Consider the following 16,293-nt stretch of genomic DNA (forward strand, 5'->3'; position numbering starts at 1 on the left):
GGCGGGGCGGCGCGCAAGCGTGACGGAGAATGGGCGCATGGCGGGATCGGGTGAGCGGGCGCGGCACTGGCGGTACCCGGAGCTGCCCGGCGTCGACCTGCTCCGGGCCCAGTACATACGGAAGACCTTCATCCGCCACACGCACGAGCACTTCGTCATCGCCGCCATCGCCGACGGCGTGGAGATCTTCCACCACGGCGGGAGCGACCAGTACGCAGGGGCCGGGTCGCTCGCCCTCGTCAACCCGGACACCCCGCACACGGGTCGGGCCGGCGTACCGGAGGGCTGGCGCTACGGTGCCGTCTACCCGGCGCCCGAGCTCGTGGCCGGCATCGCGGCGGAGACGACCACACTGCGCGGGACACCCGGATTCGTCAGGCCGGTGCTCGACGACCCGTACACCGTCGAGCTGGTGCACCGCGTGCTGCGGGCCGCCGACGAGGGGAACGCGCTCGCCGCCGACACCCTGCTGCGCGTGGCCGTCACCCGGCTGCTGCGGCTGAACGGCGGTGCGCTGCCGCGCCGGGAGGTGCGGACGGCCGGGGCGCGGATCGCGGCACGCGCGCGTGCCGTGCTGGAGGAGCGGATGGCCGGCCCGCCGAGTCTGGAACGGCTCGCCGCCGAGCTCGGCAGCAGTCCCTTCGCGCTGCTGCGCGCCTTCCGGGACGCCTACGGGATGCCGCCCCACACCTGGCTGACGGACGCCCGGGTACGCCGGGCGCGGCGGCTGCTGGACACCGGGACGTCACTGGCCGAGGCCGCCGTCGCCGTGGGCTTCACCGACCAGCCGCACCTGAACCGGCACTTCGCGCGGATCGTGGGTGTGCCGCCCGGCGCCTACCAGCGGGAGCGCAAGAACGTACAAGACGCGCGGCGGAGACTTCTCCTACCGTCCGAGGAGTGACAGATCAGACAGTAGTCCCGGAAACGAGCGTGGAGGGCAAGCCGGACGCCGCCGTCGTACGGGACGCCCTCGGTGTCGGCGTCGCCGTCGGACTGTCCGGGTTCGCCTTCGGGGTGACCTCGGCCGGCAGCGGACTGACACTGGCGCAGACCTGCGCGCTCAGCCTCCTGGTGTTCACCGGGGCGTCCCAGTTCGCGCTCGTCGGGGCGCTGGCGGCCGGCGGCAATCCGCTCACCGCCGCGGCGGGGGCCTTCTTCCTGGGCGTGCGCAACGCCTTCTACGGGCTGCGGCTGTCGCAGTTGCTGGCCCTCCCGCGCGCGGTGCGCCCGTTCGCCGCGCAGTGGGTGATCGACGAGACGACGGCCGTGGCCCTCGCCCAGCCCACGCGGCGCGGCGTCCGGATCGGGTTCACCGTCACCGGACTCACCCTGTACTTGCTGTGGAACCTCACCACCCTGCTCGGCGCGCTGGGTGCGGAGGCCATCGGGGACACCGACGCCTGGGGGCTCGACGCCGCCGGGCCCGCCGTCTTCCTGGCGCTGCTCGCGCCGATGCTGAGGACCACCACGGAACGGATGGTTGCCGCGCTGGCCGTCCTCCTGGGACTCGGCCTGCTCCCCGTCCTGCCCGCCGGTGTGCCCGTTCTGGTGGCCGCACTGGCGGCCCCGGTCGTCCTCTGGGCGCGCGGACGCCGCGGGAGCGGGGCCGGTCAGGACTTGGCACGGGAGGAGGACCGTTGAGCGTCTGGATCGCGATCGGCGTGACCGCGGTGGGGTGCTACGTCGTCAAACTCGTCGGGCTGCTGGTGCCCGCGGGCGCGCTGGAGCGGCCCTTGGTGCGGCGTCTCGCCGCCCTGCTGCCCGTGGCGCTCCTCGCCGCGCTCACCGCGCAGCAGACCTTCGCCGACGGGCAGGCGCTGGTGCTGGACGCGCGGGCCGCGGGAGTCGCCGCGGCCGCCCTGGCGCTGGTTCTGCGCGCGCCGTTCCTGCTCGTCGTCGCGGCGGCCGTGGTGGTGACCGCGGGCGTACGGGCCATGGGCGGCTGACGAGCCCGGTCGGCCGGTCGGTCGGCCGTCAGTCGATCGGGCGGCCGTACGCGCGGAGCGTGCGCAGGGCCTCGATCGTCACCCCGGGACGGGCCTCCAGGGCGGGAGCGGGTGCCCAGCGGCGCCAGCGGACGGGCCAGCCCCCGTCCTCCTCCTGCTCCGAGGCGAGGAAGTCGAGGGAGCGGGCCATCTCGTCGTCCGTGAACCACGCGCGCGCGAGGGAGTGCGGGTGGCCCGCGTAGTCGTGGGGGAAGTGGTGCTCGCCCGGGGCGTAGCCCGGGGAGACCGGGTACGCGTCGCGCTCGTCCGGCTCCAGTACCGCGAGGCGCTGTCCGCGCACGAGGCGGCCCAGCCGGCCGGCGGCCGCCTCCGCGCGGGGACGGTCGGGAGCGCTGTCCAGGAAGGCCACGGCGGCCTCGATCTCGTAGGGGTGAGAGGATTCCAGCGACTCCGCCGCCTGCCAGCAGAAGTCCGTCGCCCGGAACAGCCAGGCGTGCCAGACGTCGTTGCGGTGCAGCAGGCCGACCACCGGCCCCGTGGCGAGCAGCTCGCCGGGAGGGTCGTCCACGACCGGCACGAACGGGGCCGCCGGATACCCCCGCTGACTGGGGTGGACCGCGGGCAGGGCGCCGTCCCGCGTGGACACGGAGGTCAGGTAGCGGCACATCCGCTCCACGCGCTGTCCGCCGCAACCGCCGACGGCGTCCAGGACGCGCAGGGCACGCGCGGTGTGCAGCGGCTGGCTGACCGGGCCGCGCAGATCGGGCTCCAGCCCGTGACCGTACCCGCCGTCCTCGTTGCGGTAGGCGTCCAGGGCACTCTCCACCGGACCGGCGTCGCCACCGCGGAAGTGGTACGCGAACAGGCGCTGTTCCAGCACCCGCGCGGTGAGCCAGACGAAGTGCTCGGCGCGTGCGAGCGGAGAGCGCCCCGCCGGGGGCGGGGGCGTCGTGGGGAGTGCGGAAGCTCCGTTTTCGGCCATGGTCAAGACCGTAGGACGGAAAGCGGTCCCGGTAGGTGGTCCCGGCACAGGGCCCACCCTCAGGGGCGGGATACTGGAGTCATGCGGTTGACGGTCTTCTGGGAGCGGATGACGGATCACTTCGGTCCGGGGTACGCCGACACCTTCGCGCGCGATCACGTGATGGCGGAGCTGGGCGGGCGTACGGTGCACGAGGCGCTGGACGCCGGCTGGGACGCCAAGGACGTGTGGCGGGTCGTCTGCACCGTCATGAACGTGCCGCGGGAGCAGCGCTGACCGGGCGCGAAGATCACCGAACGGGACTCCGCCGTCCCCGGCGTGGGCGAGACTTGGTCCGTGGCACCGACTGACGAGACCGGGCAGGCGACCCGGCACCCCTCCGCGCCCGGCACGACGCCGCCCGCCCCGCCCCCGCCCGCAGGCGCCGCCGGGCCGGGTGCGCGCATGCCGCGCTGGCTGCCGCGCGCCATGGTGCTCGCTCTCGCGCTCATCGCCGTCTTCCAGCTGGGCAGCTGGGCCTTCCACCAGCTCACCGGCCTGTTGATCAACATCCTCATCGCGTTCTTCCTGGCCCTCGCCATCGAGCCCGCGGTGAGCTGGATGGCCGCTCGCGGCATGCGCCGCGGACTGGCCACCTTCTTCGTGTTCCTCCTGGTGCTGATCGCCGCAGCCGGGTTCGTCACGCTGCTCGGCTCCATGCTCGCGGGCCAGATCGTCAAGATGGTCGAGGACTTCCCGGAGTACCTCGACTCCGTCATCAACTGGGTCAACGGCCACTTCCACACCGAGCTGAGACGGGTGGACATCCAGGAGGGCCTGCTCCGCTCCGACTGGCTGCGCAACTACGTGCAGAACAGCGCCACCGGTGTCCTGGACGTGTCGGCCCAGGTCCTCGGCGGGCTCTTCCAGCTGCTGACGATCCTGCTGTTCTCCTTCTACTTCGCCGCCGACGGTCCCCGGCTGCGGCGCGCGCTCTGCTCCGTCCTGCCGCCCGCCCGGCAGGCCGAGGTGCTGCGCGCGTGGGAGATCGCCGTCGACAAGACGGGCGGCTATCTGTACTCGCGCGGTCTGATGGCGCTCGTGTCTGGTGTCGCGCACTACATCCTGCTGGAGTTCCTGGAGGTGCCGTACGCCCCCGCGCTCGCCGTGTGGGTGGGCCTGGTGTCGCAGTTCATCCCCACCATCGGCACCTATCTCGCGGGCGCCCTGCCGATGCTGATCGCCTTCACGGTCAACCCCTGGTACGCGCTGTGGGTGCTGGTCTTCGTGGTGATCTACCAGCAGTTCGAGAACTACGTGCTGCAGCCCAAGCTGACGTCCAAGACCGTGGACATCCACCCCGCGGTCGCCTTCGGCTCGGTCGTCGCGGGCACCGCCCTGCTCGGTGCGGTCGGTGCGCTGATCGCCATTCCGGCGATCGCCACGCTGCAGGCGTTCCTGGGGGCGTACGTCAAGCGCTACGACGTCACGGACGATCCGCGCGTCCACGGACGCCGGATCCGCCGGCCGGCCGGGGCCGGAGGTTCCACGCGCCTGCGCAAGCTGTGGGCCAAGAGGCCGGAGGACGGGGCCGGCTCTTAGAGGGATCAGCCCTGCGGCTCCTGCGGCTTGGCGTCGGTCTCCCGCAGTCCGAGGTCCGTGCTGCCGGTGCGGGTCTCCGTGCGGTGGCCGCGGGCGATGTAGTCCCGCACCACCGCCTCGACGGCGTCCTGGGGCGATCCGATGCCGGCCAGGACCATCACCTCCACCACCAGTTCGGCGTCAAGACTGATGCTGATCTTGGCCATGGTGCCCCCCTCTTCACGTCGCGACCGCACTCTAGCCACGTGGCGGCCGGACCGGCAGACGTACGCTCGGAGGAGCCACGTGGTGCGCTTGACACGAAAATCGAACATCCATTCTTATGGAGGCTCCGGCGAGGCTCGTGACGGGTGATTCGACTGGGTTTGGACGGAGAAGTGCCCGAGTTATCCACAGGCCGGACCCGCATCGGGGCGCATTGTCAGTGGCAGGCATTAGCGTCTTTGACGTGAAGCGATCGAATCAAGCAAACCGGGTGGAACCCATGGCAGGAACCGACCGCGAGAAGGCGCTGGACGCCGCGCTCGCACAGATTGAACGGCAATTCGGCAAGGGCGCGGTCATGCGCATGGGTGAGCGGTCGAAGGAGCCCATCGAGGTCATCTCGACCGGCTCGACCGCGCTCGACGTGGCCCTCGGTGTCGGTGGCATCCCGCGTGGCCGGGTCGTGGAGATCTACGGCCCCGAGTCCTCGGGCAAGACGACCCTGACCCTGCACGCCGTGGCGAACGCGCAGAAGGCCGGCGGTCAGGTCGCGTTCGTGGACGCGGAGCACGCCCTCGACCCCGAGTACGCGCAGAAGCTCGGCGTCGACATCGACAACCTGATCCTGTCCCAGCCGGACAACGGCGAGCAGGCCCTGGAGATCGTGGACATGCTGGTCCGCTCCGGTGCCCTCGACCTCATCGTCATCGACTCCGTCGCCGCGCTCGTGCCGCGTGCGGAGATCGAGGGCGAGATGGGCGACAGCCACGTCGGTCTCCAGGCCCGGCTGATGAGCCAGGCCCTCCGGAAGATCACCAGCGCGCTCAACCAGTCCAAGACCACCGCGATCTTCATCAACCAGCTCCGCGAGAAGATCGGCGTCATGTTCGGCTCTCCGGAGACCACGACCGGTGGCCGGGCGCTGAAGTTCTACGCCTCGGTGCGCATCGACATCCGCCGCATCGAGACCCTGAAGGACGGCACGGAGGCGGTCGGCAACCGCACCCGCTGCAAGGTCGTCAAGAACAAGGTCGCGCCGCCCTTCAAGCAGGCCGAGTTCGACATCCTCTACGGCCAGGGCATCAGCCGCGAGGGCGGCCTGATCGACATGGGCGTGGAGCACGGCTTCGTCCGTAAGGCCGGCGCCTGGTACACGTACGAGGGCGACCAGCTCGGCCAGGGCAAGGAGAACGCGCGCAACTTCCTGAAGGACAACCCCGACCTCGCCAACGAGATCGAGAAGAAGATCAAGGAGAAGCTGGGCGTCGGGGTGCGTCCCGAGGAGCCGGCGGCCACCGAGCCGGGACCGGACGCCGCCGCGGCCGACCCCGCACCGGCGGTGCCCGCCCCCGCGACCCCCAAGGCCACCAAGTCCAAGGCCGCGGCAGCCAAGAGCTGACCCGTGACGCGACGAACCGACTGGGCGGTCACCACGTACGAGACGGATTCGTTCGCCGTCGACGCCGGTGGCGGAGGCGAGGCGCGCCACGGTGACGGCGAGGCGCGCCGCTCGGGCGGACGTGGCCGTGGAACAACGGGCGGCGGGCGCGGACGGCGGCGGCGCGAGCGCGCTGAGCCGTCCGCGGAGGACGGAGGTGCCACCTCCTCGTCGAGGGCCGAGCAGGCGGAGCCTCCGCGGGACCCGGTGGAGCAGGCACGGGCGATCTGCCTGCGCCTGCTCACCGGGACCCCGCGCACCCGCAAGCAGCTCGCCGACGCGTTGCGCAAACGAGAGATCCCCGATGAGGCCGCCGAGGAGGTGCTGTCCCGGTTCGAGGAGGTCGGACTGATCAACGACAGCGCCTTCGCGGACGCCTGGGTGGAGTCCCGGCACCACGGCCGCGGGCTGGCCAGGCGAGCCCTCGCAAGGGAGCTGCGGACCAAGGGCGTCGACGCCACGCTCATCGACGCGGCTGTCTCCCAGCTGGACTCCGAGCAGGAGGAGGAGACCGCACGCGAACTGGTCGACCGGAAGCTGCGCGCCACCCGGGGTCTCGACCGTGACAAGAGACTGCGCCGCCTCGCGGGCATGCTCGCCCGCAAGGGCTATCCCGAGGGCATGGCCCTGCGGGTGGTCCGCCAGGCGCTGGAGGAGGAGGGCGAGGACACGGAGTTCCTCGGCGAGGAGGGGTTCTGACCGGTACCAGGGCGCCGGGTCTCGGGAGTGCCCGGTCGGCAGACTACGGAGCGGCGACCGGCAGTCCCGCCGCCCGCCACGCCTGGAACCTGCCGATCAGATCGGTCGCCCGGTGCCAGCCCCAGACGGTGCGGTGACTCCGCCGCCAGGCTGGAGGCGTGGCCCTCGTCGCAGATGACGACGGCGCGCAGGTCATGGCCCGTGGCCTCGGGGATACGGTGGCGCCCCGCGGGTCCAGGCGCCACTCTGATGCCGACCAGCAGCGCCGTGCCGGCCCTGGCGGCGTCGTACGCCTCGTGCACGTGGTGCCGGCCGAAGGTGCGTCCCTCGCCGGCAGGCAGCCGGCGTTCCCGGTCCATGCCGTCGGTGAGTTCCAGGGATTTCCAGCTGTCGCGGGCAGACTGGCGGCGAGGGCGTTCTCCTTGAGCTCGCCCGCCGCGGTCACGAAGGCACCGACCGACTCGGCGTGATCGTGCCAGCCGGTGCCGGTGCCGGGTGGCCACCCGATCAGCCAGGCGGTAGGCGCAGAGGCAGGGGAGGAGACAGACGCGGATACCGGCCTGTGTGGTTCGCGAAGAGCGCGCGGCGGCACGTCGAGCGGCGCGTGCGAAGGAAGTGATGCGGATTCAGCAGGACGGGCGACACACGCAGCCCCGCGTAACGGACGAGGTCCGTGTGGACCCTCCGCCGCAGGCGCACACAGGTGTCCGTCACGACCCGGAGTGGACCACGGCGGTGCCGGCCGGTCACGGCGACCGGCCACAGCCGGTCGCCCACGAGTCGTCGACGCGGACCGCGCCCGCCGGTCAGCGACTGGACCCGGCCACCGCACTCGCCTCCGCCGCGTCCTCCGCGGCCGTCGCGCTCGCCGCCGCCCCGCCCAGCGCGGTCTCCGCCGCCGCGTACAGGTCGGCCGGACGCACGCCGCCCTGCGCCGAGACCAGGTGACCGTCGGGCCGTACGAGCAGCACGGTGTGGGCGGCGGCACCCGGGTACGCCTCGGCGACGAGCAGTTCGGCGCGGTGCGGCAGCGCCGTCACCGCGGCCGCCAGCCGGGGCATGATCCCGGCGGTCACCCAGTGCTTCCGGTCCCACACCCCCGTACCCGGCGCGACCAGCACCACCAGCAGCGCCCCGCGCCCGAGCCGGTCGCGCAGCCGTACGAACGTGCCGTCCTCGGCCGTGACCCGCACGTCGGTGACTGGGGAACCGGGCGCAGTGCCGACGACCGCCTCCCCCGCGAGTTGCCCGGGCATGAGCGGCGAGTCGGCGTACGCCCCCGGCGCGCCCAGGGCTCCACGCCCCAGGTGGCCGTCGGCGAGCAGCGCGTCATTGCCCCGTGACGAGCCGGGCACGTAGGCACGCAGGCCACCGCCGCCACGCAGCAGCGGAAGTACCTGGTCGGCGGCGCGCAGACGCGCGGCGATCGCCGTACGCCGCTCCTCCTGGTAACTGTCGAGCAGCGCGTCACGCGGCCCGTGATGCCAGGCCAGGGCCAGCTTCCAGGCGAGGTTGTCGGCGTCCCGCAGCCCTTCCTCCAGGCCCTGCGTGCCCAGCGCGCCCAGGAGGTGGGCCGCGTCCCCGGCGAGGAAGACGCGCCCCACCCGCCAGCGGCGAGCCAGCCGGTGGTGGACGGTGTGGACGCCGGTGTCGAGGAGCTCGTACGACGGAGTCACCCCCTCCGCCCAGCCGGTGAGCGTCTCACGGACGCGGTTCACCAGCAGTTCCGGCGTGACCAGGTCCTTCCCGGGCGGCAGCAGCCAGTCCAGGCGCCAGACACCGTCCGGCAGGGGGCGGCCGACGATCTCTCCCGTCGACGGGCCCGACGTCCGCCACGGCGGCATCCGGTGGAGCAGCGCCTCGTCGGTCCACGGGAGTTCTGTACGCAGCGTGGCCACGGCGTATCGTTCCACCGCCGTACGGCCGGGGAAACGGATGTCCTGGAGCTTGCGGACGGTGGAGCGGGGGCCGTCGCAGCCGACCAGGTAGCTGCCGCGCCACCAGGTGCCGGCGGGCCCGCGGGTGTGGGCGGTGACGCCGGATCCCTCCTGCTCGATGCCGTCGAGACGGCTGTCGACGGCGACCTTCACGAGCGTTTCGCGGGCGAGCGCGGCGCGCAGGACGCCGGTCAGTTCGTGCTGGGTGATGTGCAGCGGCGCGGGGTCGGCGTCGCCGAATTCGACCTCACGCGTCACCTGCTTGCGCCGCATCGACCGCCATCCGGCCCAACGGGAACCCAGTTCCGTCAACGGTGTTCCGGTGAGCCGTTCGACGAGGGCGACGGTGTCCTCGCGCAGCACGACGGTGCGCGCGGGGCGCGGTTCGTCCTTGCCCGGCCCTTCGTCGAGGACGACGCAGGGCACCTCCTGCCGCGCCAGTGCCAGGGCGAGCGTGAGCCCGACGGGCCCCGCTCCGGTGACGATCACCGGGTCCACGGTGCGGTGCCCCCTGCCCGTGGCGGTGTCCCGGGGGACGTAGGTGAACAGGACGTTGGAGCAGGGTGCACGGTCACAGAACGTATGCAACCCATTGGCGCAGCTTGCGTCAAGCGACGGAGGCAGTGGCGATCATGCCACTGCCTCCGTTGGTGTTACGCGAGGTGACCGAGTGTCAGAACCCTCCGGTGCCTGCCACCGCTCCGGCGTTCGGCTGGTTGTCGTCCGCACTGAGAACCGCGCCGGTCGACTTCTTCCCCCGCCGCAGCCGGCGTTCCAGCCAGCTCGCGAAGCTCGTGAGGGCGAAGTTGATCGCGATGAAGATGACCGCCACCACCGTGAAGCTGGCGATCGTGTTGGCGCCGTAGTAGGCGCTCATCGTGTTGGCCGCGGCGAGCGTCTCTCCGAAGGTCAGGATGGCGCCGCCGAGGGCGGTGTCCTTCACGATCACCACGAGCTGACTGACGATGGCCGGAAGCATCGCGGTGACCGCCTGCGGCAGCAGAATCAGCCGCATGACCTGTCCCTTGCGCAGACCGATCGCCATCGCGCCCTCGGCCTGGCCCTTGGGCAGGGCCAGGATGCCGGCCCGGACGATCTCGGCGAGGACCGAGGCGTTGTACAGCACCAGGCCGGTGACAACCGCGTACATGGGGCGGACGTCGGAACTGACGCTGGTGTACTCGGAGAACAGCGCCATACCGAAGATCATCAGGACCAGCACGGGGATGGACCTGAAGAACTCCACCACGATCGCGGCAGGAACACGGACCCAGACGTGGTCGGAGAGCCGGGCGATGCCGAGTACGGCCCCGAGCGGCAGCGCGATGAGCACCGCGAGTGCGGCGGCCTTCAGCGTGTTCTGCAGACCAGGCCAGATGTACGTCGACCAGGGCTCACCACTGGTGAAGAACATCTTCCACTTGTCCCAGTCCAGCTGGCCCTTGTCGGCGAGCGTGCCGATGACCCACCAGAACAGGGCCGCGAAGGCGACGAAGAAGACAACAGTGAACAGGACGTTGCGCCGCTTGGCCCGGGGCCCCTGGGCGTCGTAGAGGACCGAACTCATCGCTTCACCGCCACCTTCTTGCCCACCCAGCCGAGGAACAGGCCGGTCGGCAGGGTCAGGACCACGAACACGAGGGCGATGATCGCGGAGATCAGCAGCAGCTGAGCCTCGTTCTCGATCATCTCCTTCATCACCAGCGCCGTCTCGGCCACACCGATGGCGGCGGCCACAGTGGTGTTCTTGATGAGCGCGATGAGCACGTTGGCCAGAGGGACGACGGAGGAACGGAACGCCTGAGGCAGCACCACGTAGCGCAGCACCTGACCGAAGCTGAGCCCGATCGCCCTGGCCGCCTCGGCCTGGCCGACCGGCACCGTGTTGATGCCGGAACGCAGCGCCTCACACACGAAGGCCGAGGTGTAGAGGACCAGACCGAGGACGGCGAGCCGGAAGTTGATCGTCTCGAAGTCGCCCTCCGCACCGAGGGTGATCTGCAGCGTCTGGTTCAGTCCCAGCGAAGCGAACAGGATGATCACCGTCAGCGGGATGTTCCGCACGATGTTCACGTACGCGGTCCCGAAGCCGCGCATCAACGGCACCGGGCCGACCCGCATGGCGGCCAGTATGGTGCCCCAGATCAGGGAGCCGACGGCCGAGAGCACAGCGAGCTGCACTGTCGTCCAGATGGCTCCCGCCAGGTCGTAATCCTGAAGAAAGTCGAACACGATCTCCCGCGCTTCCGCGTGTAGGGACGCCCGCCAGGGTGCGCCGCCCCTTCCGGAGGGCGGCGCACGTGGTCAGGCCCGGCCTCAGCTCTTGACGTCGCCGATCTTCGGCGCCGGCTCGTTCTTGTAGTTGGCCGGGCCGAAGTTGTCCTTGACGGCCTTGTCCCAGGCACCGTCGGCGACCATGGCCTCGAGCGCGTCGTTGATCTTGGCCTTGAGGTCGCTGCCCTTCTTGACGCCGATGCCGTAGTTCTCGTTGGTCATCTTGAAGCCGCCGAGCTTGAACTTGCCCTTGAACTGCTCCTGCGAGGCGTAGCCGGCGAGGATCGAGTCGTCGGTGGTCAGCGCGTCGATGGCGCCGTTCTGCAGGCCGGTGAGGCAGGCGGAGTACGTCGGGTAGTTCTGCAGCTGCGCGTCGGGAGCCAGCTTGTCCTTGACGTTCTGGGCCGAGGTCGAGCCGGTGACGGAGCAGAGCTTCGCGTCGTTCAGGTCCTCCGGCGACTTGATCTTGTCGTCGTCGGCGCGGAGCAGCACGTCCTGGTGGGCGAGCAGGTACGGGCCGGCGAAGTCGACCTTCTCCTCGCGCTTGGGGGTGATCGAGTACGTCGCGGCGATGAAGTCGACGTCACCGCGCTGCAGCATGGTCTCGCGGTCGGCGCTCTTCGACTCCTTCCACTCGATCTGGTCCTCGGAGTAGCCGAGCTTCTTGGCGACGTACGTGGCGACGTCGACGTCGAAGCCCTCGTAGCCGTCCGGGGTCTTCTGGCCGAGGCCCGGCTGGTCGAACTTGATGCCGATGGTGATCTTCTTGTCGCCGCCGCCGGAGGAGCCGCTGTCCCCGTCGTCGGAGCCGCACGCGGTGGCGGTCAGGGCGAGGGCGAACACGGTGGCCGAGGCGGCGGTGACCTTGCGGAGCTTCATGGTGAACATCCTTTGACTGTGGTCGAACGGCGATCGGGCGATCAGATGACCGGGCGATCAGAGGTTCAGGTGATCGGATGCGGGCGACGCGGGGCGTCGGAGCCGCACCGGGTCAGTGGTGCAGGATCTTCGACAGGAAGTCCTTGGCACGGTCACTGCGCGGGTTGCTGAAGAACTGGTCCGGCGTGGCCTCTTCGACGATCCGGCCGTCCGCCATGAACACCACGCGGTTGGCCGCCGACCGGGCGAAGCCCATCTCGTGGGTGACCACGATCATGGTCATGCCGTCCTCGGCGAGCTGCTTCATGACCTCCAGGACCTCGTTGATCATCTCGGGGTCGAGAGCCGACGTCGGCTCGTCGAAGAGCATGACCTTCGGGTCCATGGCCAGCGCCCGCGCGATGGCGACGCGCTGCTGCTGGCCACCGGAGAGCTGCGCGGGGTACTTGTCCGCCTGGGCGCCCACGCCGACCCGGTCGAGGAGGGCGCGCGCCTTCTCCTCGGCCTTCTTGGCGTCGACCTTGCGGACCTTGGCCTGGCCGAGGGTGACGTTCTCGAGCACGGTCTTGTGCGCGAAGAGATTGAAGGACTGGAAGACCATGCCGACGTCGGCCCGCAGCCGGGCGAGCTCCTTGCCCTCGGCGGGCAGCGGCTTGCCGTCGATCGCGATCGATCCCGAGTCGATGGTCTCCAGGCGGTTGATGGTGCGGCACAGGGTGGACTTACCGGACCCGGAGGGCCCGATGACCACGACGACCTCGCCGCGGGTGATCGTCAGGTCGATGTCCTGGAGCACGTGCAACGCGCCGAAGTGCTTGTTGACACTCTTCAGGACGACCAGTTCGCCGGTCGAGGCCTTGTCTTCCTTGGCCACCGATACTTCGGTCATCGCTCTCGGGCTCCGTCCTCCTCGGTTTCGGAGGACAGTAGTAACGCCGATCGACCTGCGTCTCTATATCTGAGGGGAATCTGAGCATCACGATCCGATAGCAATCGGACACGAGTCGTAGCACTTGTGAGCAGGGCGCATATCGGCCGGATAACTTCGAGCGGCCGCAACCGGAACCCTCTTGACGCCGTCCCCTTCCATCGGCGTCACTGCACAGGACGCACGCGCGCGTGCCTGCGGTTCCGCACCCGCCCGATGCCCGCCCACCATGACGATCAACCCTCCAGACGTACGGCCGATGAACCGAAGGGAGCCCGGATGAGACTGCTGCTCGTCGAGGACGACAACCACGTGGCCGCCGCCCTGTCCGCGATCCTGGCCCGGCACGGCTTCGACGTCACCCACGCGCGCAGCGGCGAGGAGGCGCTCCAGGCGCTCGTCCCGGACGGCGACTGCTTCGGCGTCGTCCTGCTCGACCTCGGGTTGCCCGACCAGGACGGCTACGAGGTCTGCGGCAAGATCCGCAAGCTCACCGCCACCCCGGTCATCATGGTCACCGCCCGCTCCGACGTCCGTTCCCGCATCCACGGCCTGAACCTCGGTGCCGACGACTACGTGGTCAAGCCGTACGACACCGGAGAGCTGCTCGCCCGCATCCACGCCGTCAGCCGGCGCACCGCCCACGAGGACGCCACGGGGAGCACCGAGACCGTGGTGCGCCTGGGAGCCGTGCGCATCGAGCTGCCGACCCGCCAGGTCAGCGTGGACGGTTCGGCCGTCCAGCTCACCCGCAAGGAGTTCGACCTGCTCGCCCTGCTCGCGCAGCGACCCGGGGTGGTCTTCCGCCGGGAGCAGATCATCAGCGAGGTGTGGCGCACCAGCTGGGAGGGCACCGGGCGCACCCTGGAGGTGCACGTCGCCTCACTGCGCGCCAAGCTGCGCATGCCGGCGCTGATCGAGACCGTCCGCGGCGTCGGCTACCGCCTCGTCGCCCCCGGCGCGTAGCGGGGCCGGGTGAGCACACGCCTGCTTCCGCTGCTCATCGTCCTGATGGCGGCCGTACTCCTCGCGCTGGGCGTCCCCCTGGGCGTGAGCGTCGCCCGCGCGGAGCAGCAGAAGGTCGTCATCGACCGCATGGACGACACCGCCCGCTTCGCCGCGCTCGCCCAGTTCGTCACCGAGGAGGTCCCGGGCGGCTCCCGCCCCACCAGCACGGACGAGCGCCTGGAGACCCTGCAGACCGAGCTGACCAGCTACCACGAGGTGTACGGCATCAAGGCGGGCGTCTTCTACCGCAACCACATCCCGATGGCCAACGCGCCGACGACCTGGTTCCTGCCGCAGACGGGCGAGGTGCGCGAAGCCTTCGACGAGGCACTGCTCAGCCGCCGCAGTCACGACCCCCAGCAGGTGTGGCCCTGGCAGGACGGCACCCTGGTGGTCGCCTCCCCGGTCATCCGGGACGGGGACGTCGTCGCGGTGGTGGTCACCGAGTCGCCGACCGACTCGATGGCGTCGCGCACCCTGCGCGGCTGGCTGATCATCGCCGCCGGGGAGACCGCGGCGATGCTGCTCGCCGTCGGCGCCGCGCTCCGGCTGACCGGCTGGGTGCTCCGCCCGGTGCGCGTCCTGGACGCCACGACGCACGACATCGCCACCGGACGCCTCAAGTCCCGGGTCGCACCTGCCGGGGGGCCGCCGGAGCTGCGGCGGCTGGCCCGGTCGTTCAACGAGATGGCGGACCACGTGGAGGACGTGCTGGAGCAGCAGCGCGCCTTCGTCGCCGACGCCTCGCACCAACTGCGCAACCCCCTCGCGGCGCTGCTGCTGCGCATCGAACTGCTCGCCCTGGAGCTGCCCGAGGGCAACGAGGAGATCGCCTCCGTCCAGACCGAGGGCAAACGCCTGGCCCGGGTCCTGGACGACCTGCTCGACCTGGCGCTGGCCGAGCACACCCAGGCGGACCTCGCGGTCACCGACGTCGGCGCGCTGGCCGCCGAGCGGGTGGCCGCCTGGGCGCCGACCGCCGAGGCCAAGGGCGTACGACTGGTGGGGGACTGCCCGCCCACCACCGGGTGGGCCGACCCGGTGGCGCTCTCCAGTGCCCTGGACGCGGTGATCGACAACGCGGTGAAGTTCACGCCCGCCGACGAGACCGTACGCGTCACGGCCGCCTCCACCGGGGACTCGGCGACCGTCGTCGTCACCGACGAGGGCCCCGGGCTGACCGACGACGAACTCGCGCGCGTGGGGGACCGTTTCTGGCGCAGCGGCCGGCACCAGAACATCAAGGGCTCCGGCCTCGGCCTGTCCATCTGCCGGGCGCTGCTCGCGGCGGGCGACGGCTCGATCACCTTCGCCCACCACGAGCCGCACGGCCTGGCGGTGACGGTCACGGTGCCGCGCTCGGGCAACCGCGGGGAGCCGGCGGAGTCCTACGGCTTGACCGACCGGTAGTAGCGCCGGGCGCCCTCGTGCAGCTGAAGCGGGTCGGTGTAGATCGCCGTGCGCAGATCCACGAGCTGCGCGGAGTGGACGTGTGCCCCGATGCCGTCGCGGCTGTCGAGGACCGTCCTGGTCAGCCATTCGGTGAGGCGCGGATCCATGTCCGCGCGGGTGACCAGCAGGTTGGACACCGCCATGGTGGGCACCACGGCGCCGTTCTGCACGGTCGGGTAGGCCGACTCCGGCATGTTGGTGGTGCGGTAGTACCGCGTTGCGCCGCCGGACTCGTGCAGCTTGGTGACGAGGTCCTCGGTGATGGGCACGAACCGGAAGGCCGAGGTCTCCGCTATCTGCCGGAGCCCGTCCGTGGGCACGCCGCCCGACCAGAAGAACGCGTCCAGCTCCTCGCCCAGCCGTCCCGGTCCGGTGTCGATGCCGTCCGCGCTGGGCCTGATGTCCGTCTCCGGGTCGATGCCCACGGCCTTCAGCAGCCGGGTGGCGATCAGCCGGACCCCCGAGTTCGGCAGCCCTATGGCCACCCGCTTGCCGCGCAGGTCGGCGACGGACTGGATGTCCGAGTCGGTGGGCACCACGAGCTGCACGTAGTCGTCGTAGAGGCGGGTGACACCGCGCAGCGCCTCGGCCCCGGGCCGGCCGGCGAGCTTGTACGTCTCCACCGCGTCGGCCGCGGCGATGGTGAAGTCGGCCTCCCCGGACGCCACCCGCTCGACGTTCTCCTGGGAGCCCGCGCTCGTCATGAGCCGCACGTTCAGCTCCGGCATGTCCTTGCGCAGCTCGGTGCGCAGCAACTCGCCGTACCTCTGGTAGACCCCCGCGCGGGTGCCCGTGCTGAACGTGATCGTCCCGCCCGGCGGCTCCTCGCCCAGGGGCAGCAGCCACCACAGCAGCAGCCCGAGGGCGACGGCACCGGCGACCGCGCCCCGGACGGCGCGGCGCCCGCCGACGCGGGAGAACAACGAGGACATGTGCGCGATCCTGCCAGCCCCCACCCCGGC

At 71.0% G+C, this 16,293-nt stretch carries 17 protein-coding genes and 2 pseudogenes; 9 read left to right on the forward strand and 10 right to left on the reverse strand.

Annotated features, from left to right (window positions below; translation table 11 throughout):
• The first annotated feature begins 37 nt into the window (after window positions 1-37).
• Genes AMK11_RS32545 through AMK11_RS32555 form a run of 3 tightly spaced genes read left to right on the forward strand, consistent with a single transcriptional unit; the run spans window position 38 to window position 1,949 of the window.
• Entirely contained in the window at window positions 38-904 is an 867-nt protein-coding gene (locus tag AMK11_RS32545; protein WP_073731714.1) for an AraC family transcriptional regulator, read from the forward strand.
• Window positions 901-1,644, forward strand: coding sequence for an AzlC family ABC transporter permease (locus AMK11_RS32550; protein WP_073731715.1), 744 nt, complete (start codon window positions 901-903; stop codon window positions 1,642-1,644). Before AMK11_RS32545 ends, AMK11_RS32550 begins: the two co-directional genes overlap by 4 nt.
• Window positions 1,641-1,949, forward strand: coding sequence for an AzlD domain-containing protein (locus AMK11_RS32555; RefSeq protein WP_073731716.1), 309 nt, complete (start codon window positions 1,641-1,643; stop codon window positions 1,947-1,949). Before AMK11_RS32550 ends, AMK11_RS32555 begins: the two co-directional genes overlap by 4 nt.
• 28 nt (window positions 1,950-1,977) lie before the next feature.
• On the opposite strand, the gene AMK11_RS32560 is transcribed toward AMK11_RS32555, so the two are convergent.
• Window positions 1,978-2,931, reverse strand: coding sequence for a hypothetical protein (locus AMK11_RS32560; protein WP_073731717.1), 954 nt, complete (start codon window positions 2,929-2,931; stop codon window positions 1,978-1,980).
• A gap of 81 nt (window positions 2,932-3,012) precedes the next feature.
• Between AMK11_RS32560 and AMK11_RS32565 the strand changes: the two genes are divergently transcribed.
• Window positions 3,013-3,207 carry a DUF3046 domain-containing protein gene (locus tag AMK11_RS32565; protein ID WP_007445009.1) on the forward strand — a complete coding sequence of 65 codons (195 nt, stop codon included), beginning with the start codon at window positions 3,013-3,015 and terminating at the stop codon, window positions 3,205-3,207.
• A 60-nt stretch (window positions 3,208-3,267) separates the two neighbouring features.
• On the forward strand, window positions 3,268-4,512 hold the full coding sequence (locus AMK11_RS32570; protein ID WP_198941513.1) for an AI-2E family transporter: 1,245 nt from the start codon (window positions 3,268-3,270) through the stop codon (window positions 4,510-4,512).
• A gap of 5 nt (window positions 4,513-4,517) precedes the next feature.
• Here the strand turns inward: AMK11_RS32570 and AMK11_RS32575 are convergent, their stop codons facing one another.
• Window positions 4,518-4,718, reverse strand: a complete 201-nt coding sequence (locus AMK11_RS32575; RefSeq protein ID WP_073731719.1) for a DUF2191 domain-containing protein — start codon at window positions 4,716-4,718, stop codon at window positions 4,518-4,520.
• A gap of 278 nt (window positions 4,719-4,996) precedes the next feature.
• Between AMK11_RS32575 and recA the strand changes: the two genes are divergently transcribed.
• Entirely contained in the window at window positions 4,997-6,115 is a 1,119-nt protein-coding gene (gene recA / locus AMK11_RS32580) for a recombinase RecA (protein WP_073731720.1), read from the forward strand.
• A gap of 3 nt (window positions 6,116-6,118) precedes the next feature.
• Complete coding sequence (gene recX, locus AMK11_RS32585) at window positions 6,119-6,853, forward strand: recombination regulator RecX (protein ID WP_073731721.1); 735 nt, start codon at window positions 6,119-6,121, stop codon at window positions 6,851-6,853.
• A 43-nt stretch (window positions 6,854-6,896) separates the two neighbouring features.
• Here the strand turns inward: recX and AMK11_RS38850 are convergent.
• The 7 genes and pseudogenes from AMK11_RS38850 to AMK11_RS32615 form a co-directional block, all read right to left on the reverse strand.
• A pseudogene (locus AMK11_RS38850) lies at window positions 6,897-7,212 on the reverse strand (rhodanese-like domain-containing protein).
• 95 nt (window positions 7,213-7,307) lie between these two features.
• Window positions 7,308-7,685: pseudogene (locus tag AMK11_RS39290) on the reverse strand (hypothetical protein); the annotation flags it as partial.
• Window positions 7,660-9,288: an FAD-dependent monooxygenase gene (locus AMK11_RS32595; RefSeq protein ID WP_073731864.1), complete on the reverse strand. Its 1,629-nt coding sequence runs from the start codon at window positions 9,286-9,288 to the stop codon at window positions 7,660-7,662. The gene AMK11_RS32595 and the pseudogene AMK11_RS39290, both read right to left, overlap by 26 nt.
• 175 nt (window positions 9,289-9,463) lie before the next feature.
• Window positions 9,464-10,357 (reverse strand): amino acid ABC transporter permease, encoded by an 894-nt coding sequence (locus tag AMK11_RS32600; RefSeq protein ID WP_073731722.1) that lies wholly within the window; start codon window positions 10,355-10,357, stop codon window positions 9,464-9,466.
• Complete coding sequence (locus AMK11_RS32605) at window positions 10,354-11,022, reverse strand: amino acid ABC transporter permease (protein WP_073731723.1); 669 nt, start codon at window positions 11,020-11,022, stop codon at window positions 10,354-10,356. The genes AMK11_RS32600 and AMK11_RS32605 overlap by 4 nt, the downstream gene beginning before the upstream one ends.
• A gap of 84 nt (window positions 11,023-11,106) precedes the next feature.
• Window positions 11,107-11,943 (reverse strand): glutamate ABC transporter substrate-binding protein, encoded by an 837-nt coding sequence (locus AMK11_RS32610; RefSeq protein WP_073731724.1) that lies wholly within the window; start codon window positions 11,941-11,943, stop codon window positions 11,107-11,109.
• A 112-nt stretch (window positions 11,944-12,055) separates the two neighbouring features.
• Window positions 12,056-12,832, reverse strand: a complete 777-nt coding sequence (locus AMK11_RS32615) for an amino acid ABC transporter ATP-binding protein (protein WP_073731725.1) — start codon at window positions 12,830-12,832, stop codon at window positions 12,056-12,058.
• Window positions 12,833-13,150: 318 nt separating this feature from the next.
• Here AMK11_RS32615 and AMK11_RS32620 point away from each other — a divergent pair, with 318 nt between their 5' ends.
• Window positions 13,151-13,837 (forward strand): response regulator transcription factor, encoded by a 687-nt coding sequence (locus tag AMK11_RS32620; protein WP_073731726.1) that lies wholly within the window; start codon window positions 13,151-13,153, stop codon window positions 13,835-13,837.
• Between the two features lie 9 nt (window positions 13,838-13,846).
• Window positions 13,847-15,289, forward strand: coding sequence for a sensor histidine kinase (locus tag AMK11_RS32625; protein WP_073731727.1), 1,443 nt, complete (start codon window positions 13,847-13,849; stop codon window positions 15,287-15,289).
• Here the strand turns inward: AMK11_RS32625 and AMK11_RS32630 are convergent.
• Window positions 15,268-16,263, reverse strand: coding sequence for a TAXI family TRAP transporter solute-binding subunit (locus AMK11_RS32630; protein ID WP_073731728.1), 996 nt, complete (start codon window positions 16,261-16,263; stop codon window positions 15,268-15,270). The two genes, AMK11_RS32625 and AMK11_RS32630, sit on opposite strands and share 22 nt — an antisense overlap.
• Window positions 16,264-16,293 lie beyond the last annotated feature (30 nt).

The organism is Streptomyces sp. CB02414 (genome assembly GCF_001905385.1).
In the GTDB taxonomy this organism is placed as follows: Bacteria; Actinomycetota; Actinomycetes; order Streptomycetales; family Streptomycetaceae; genus Streptomyces.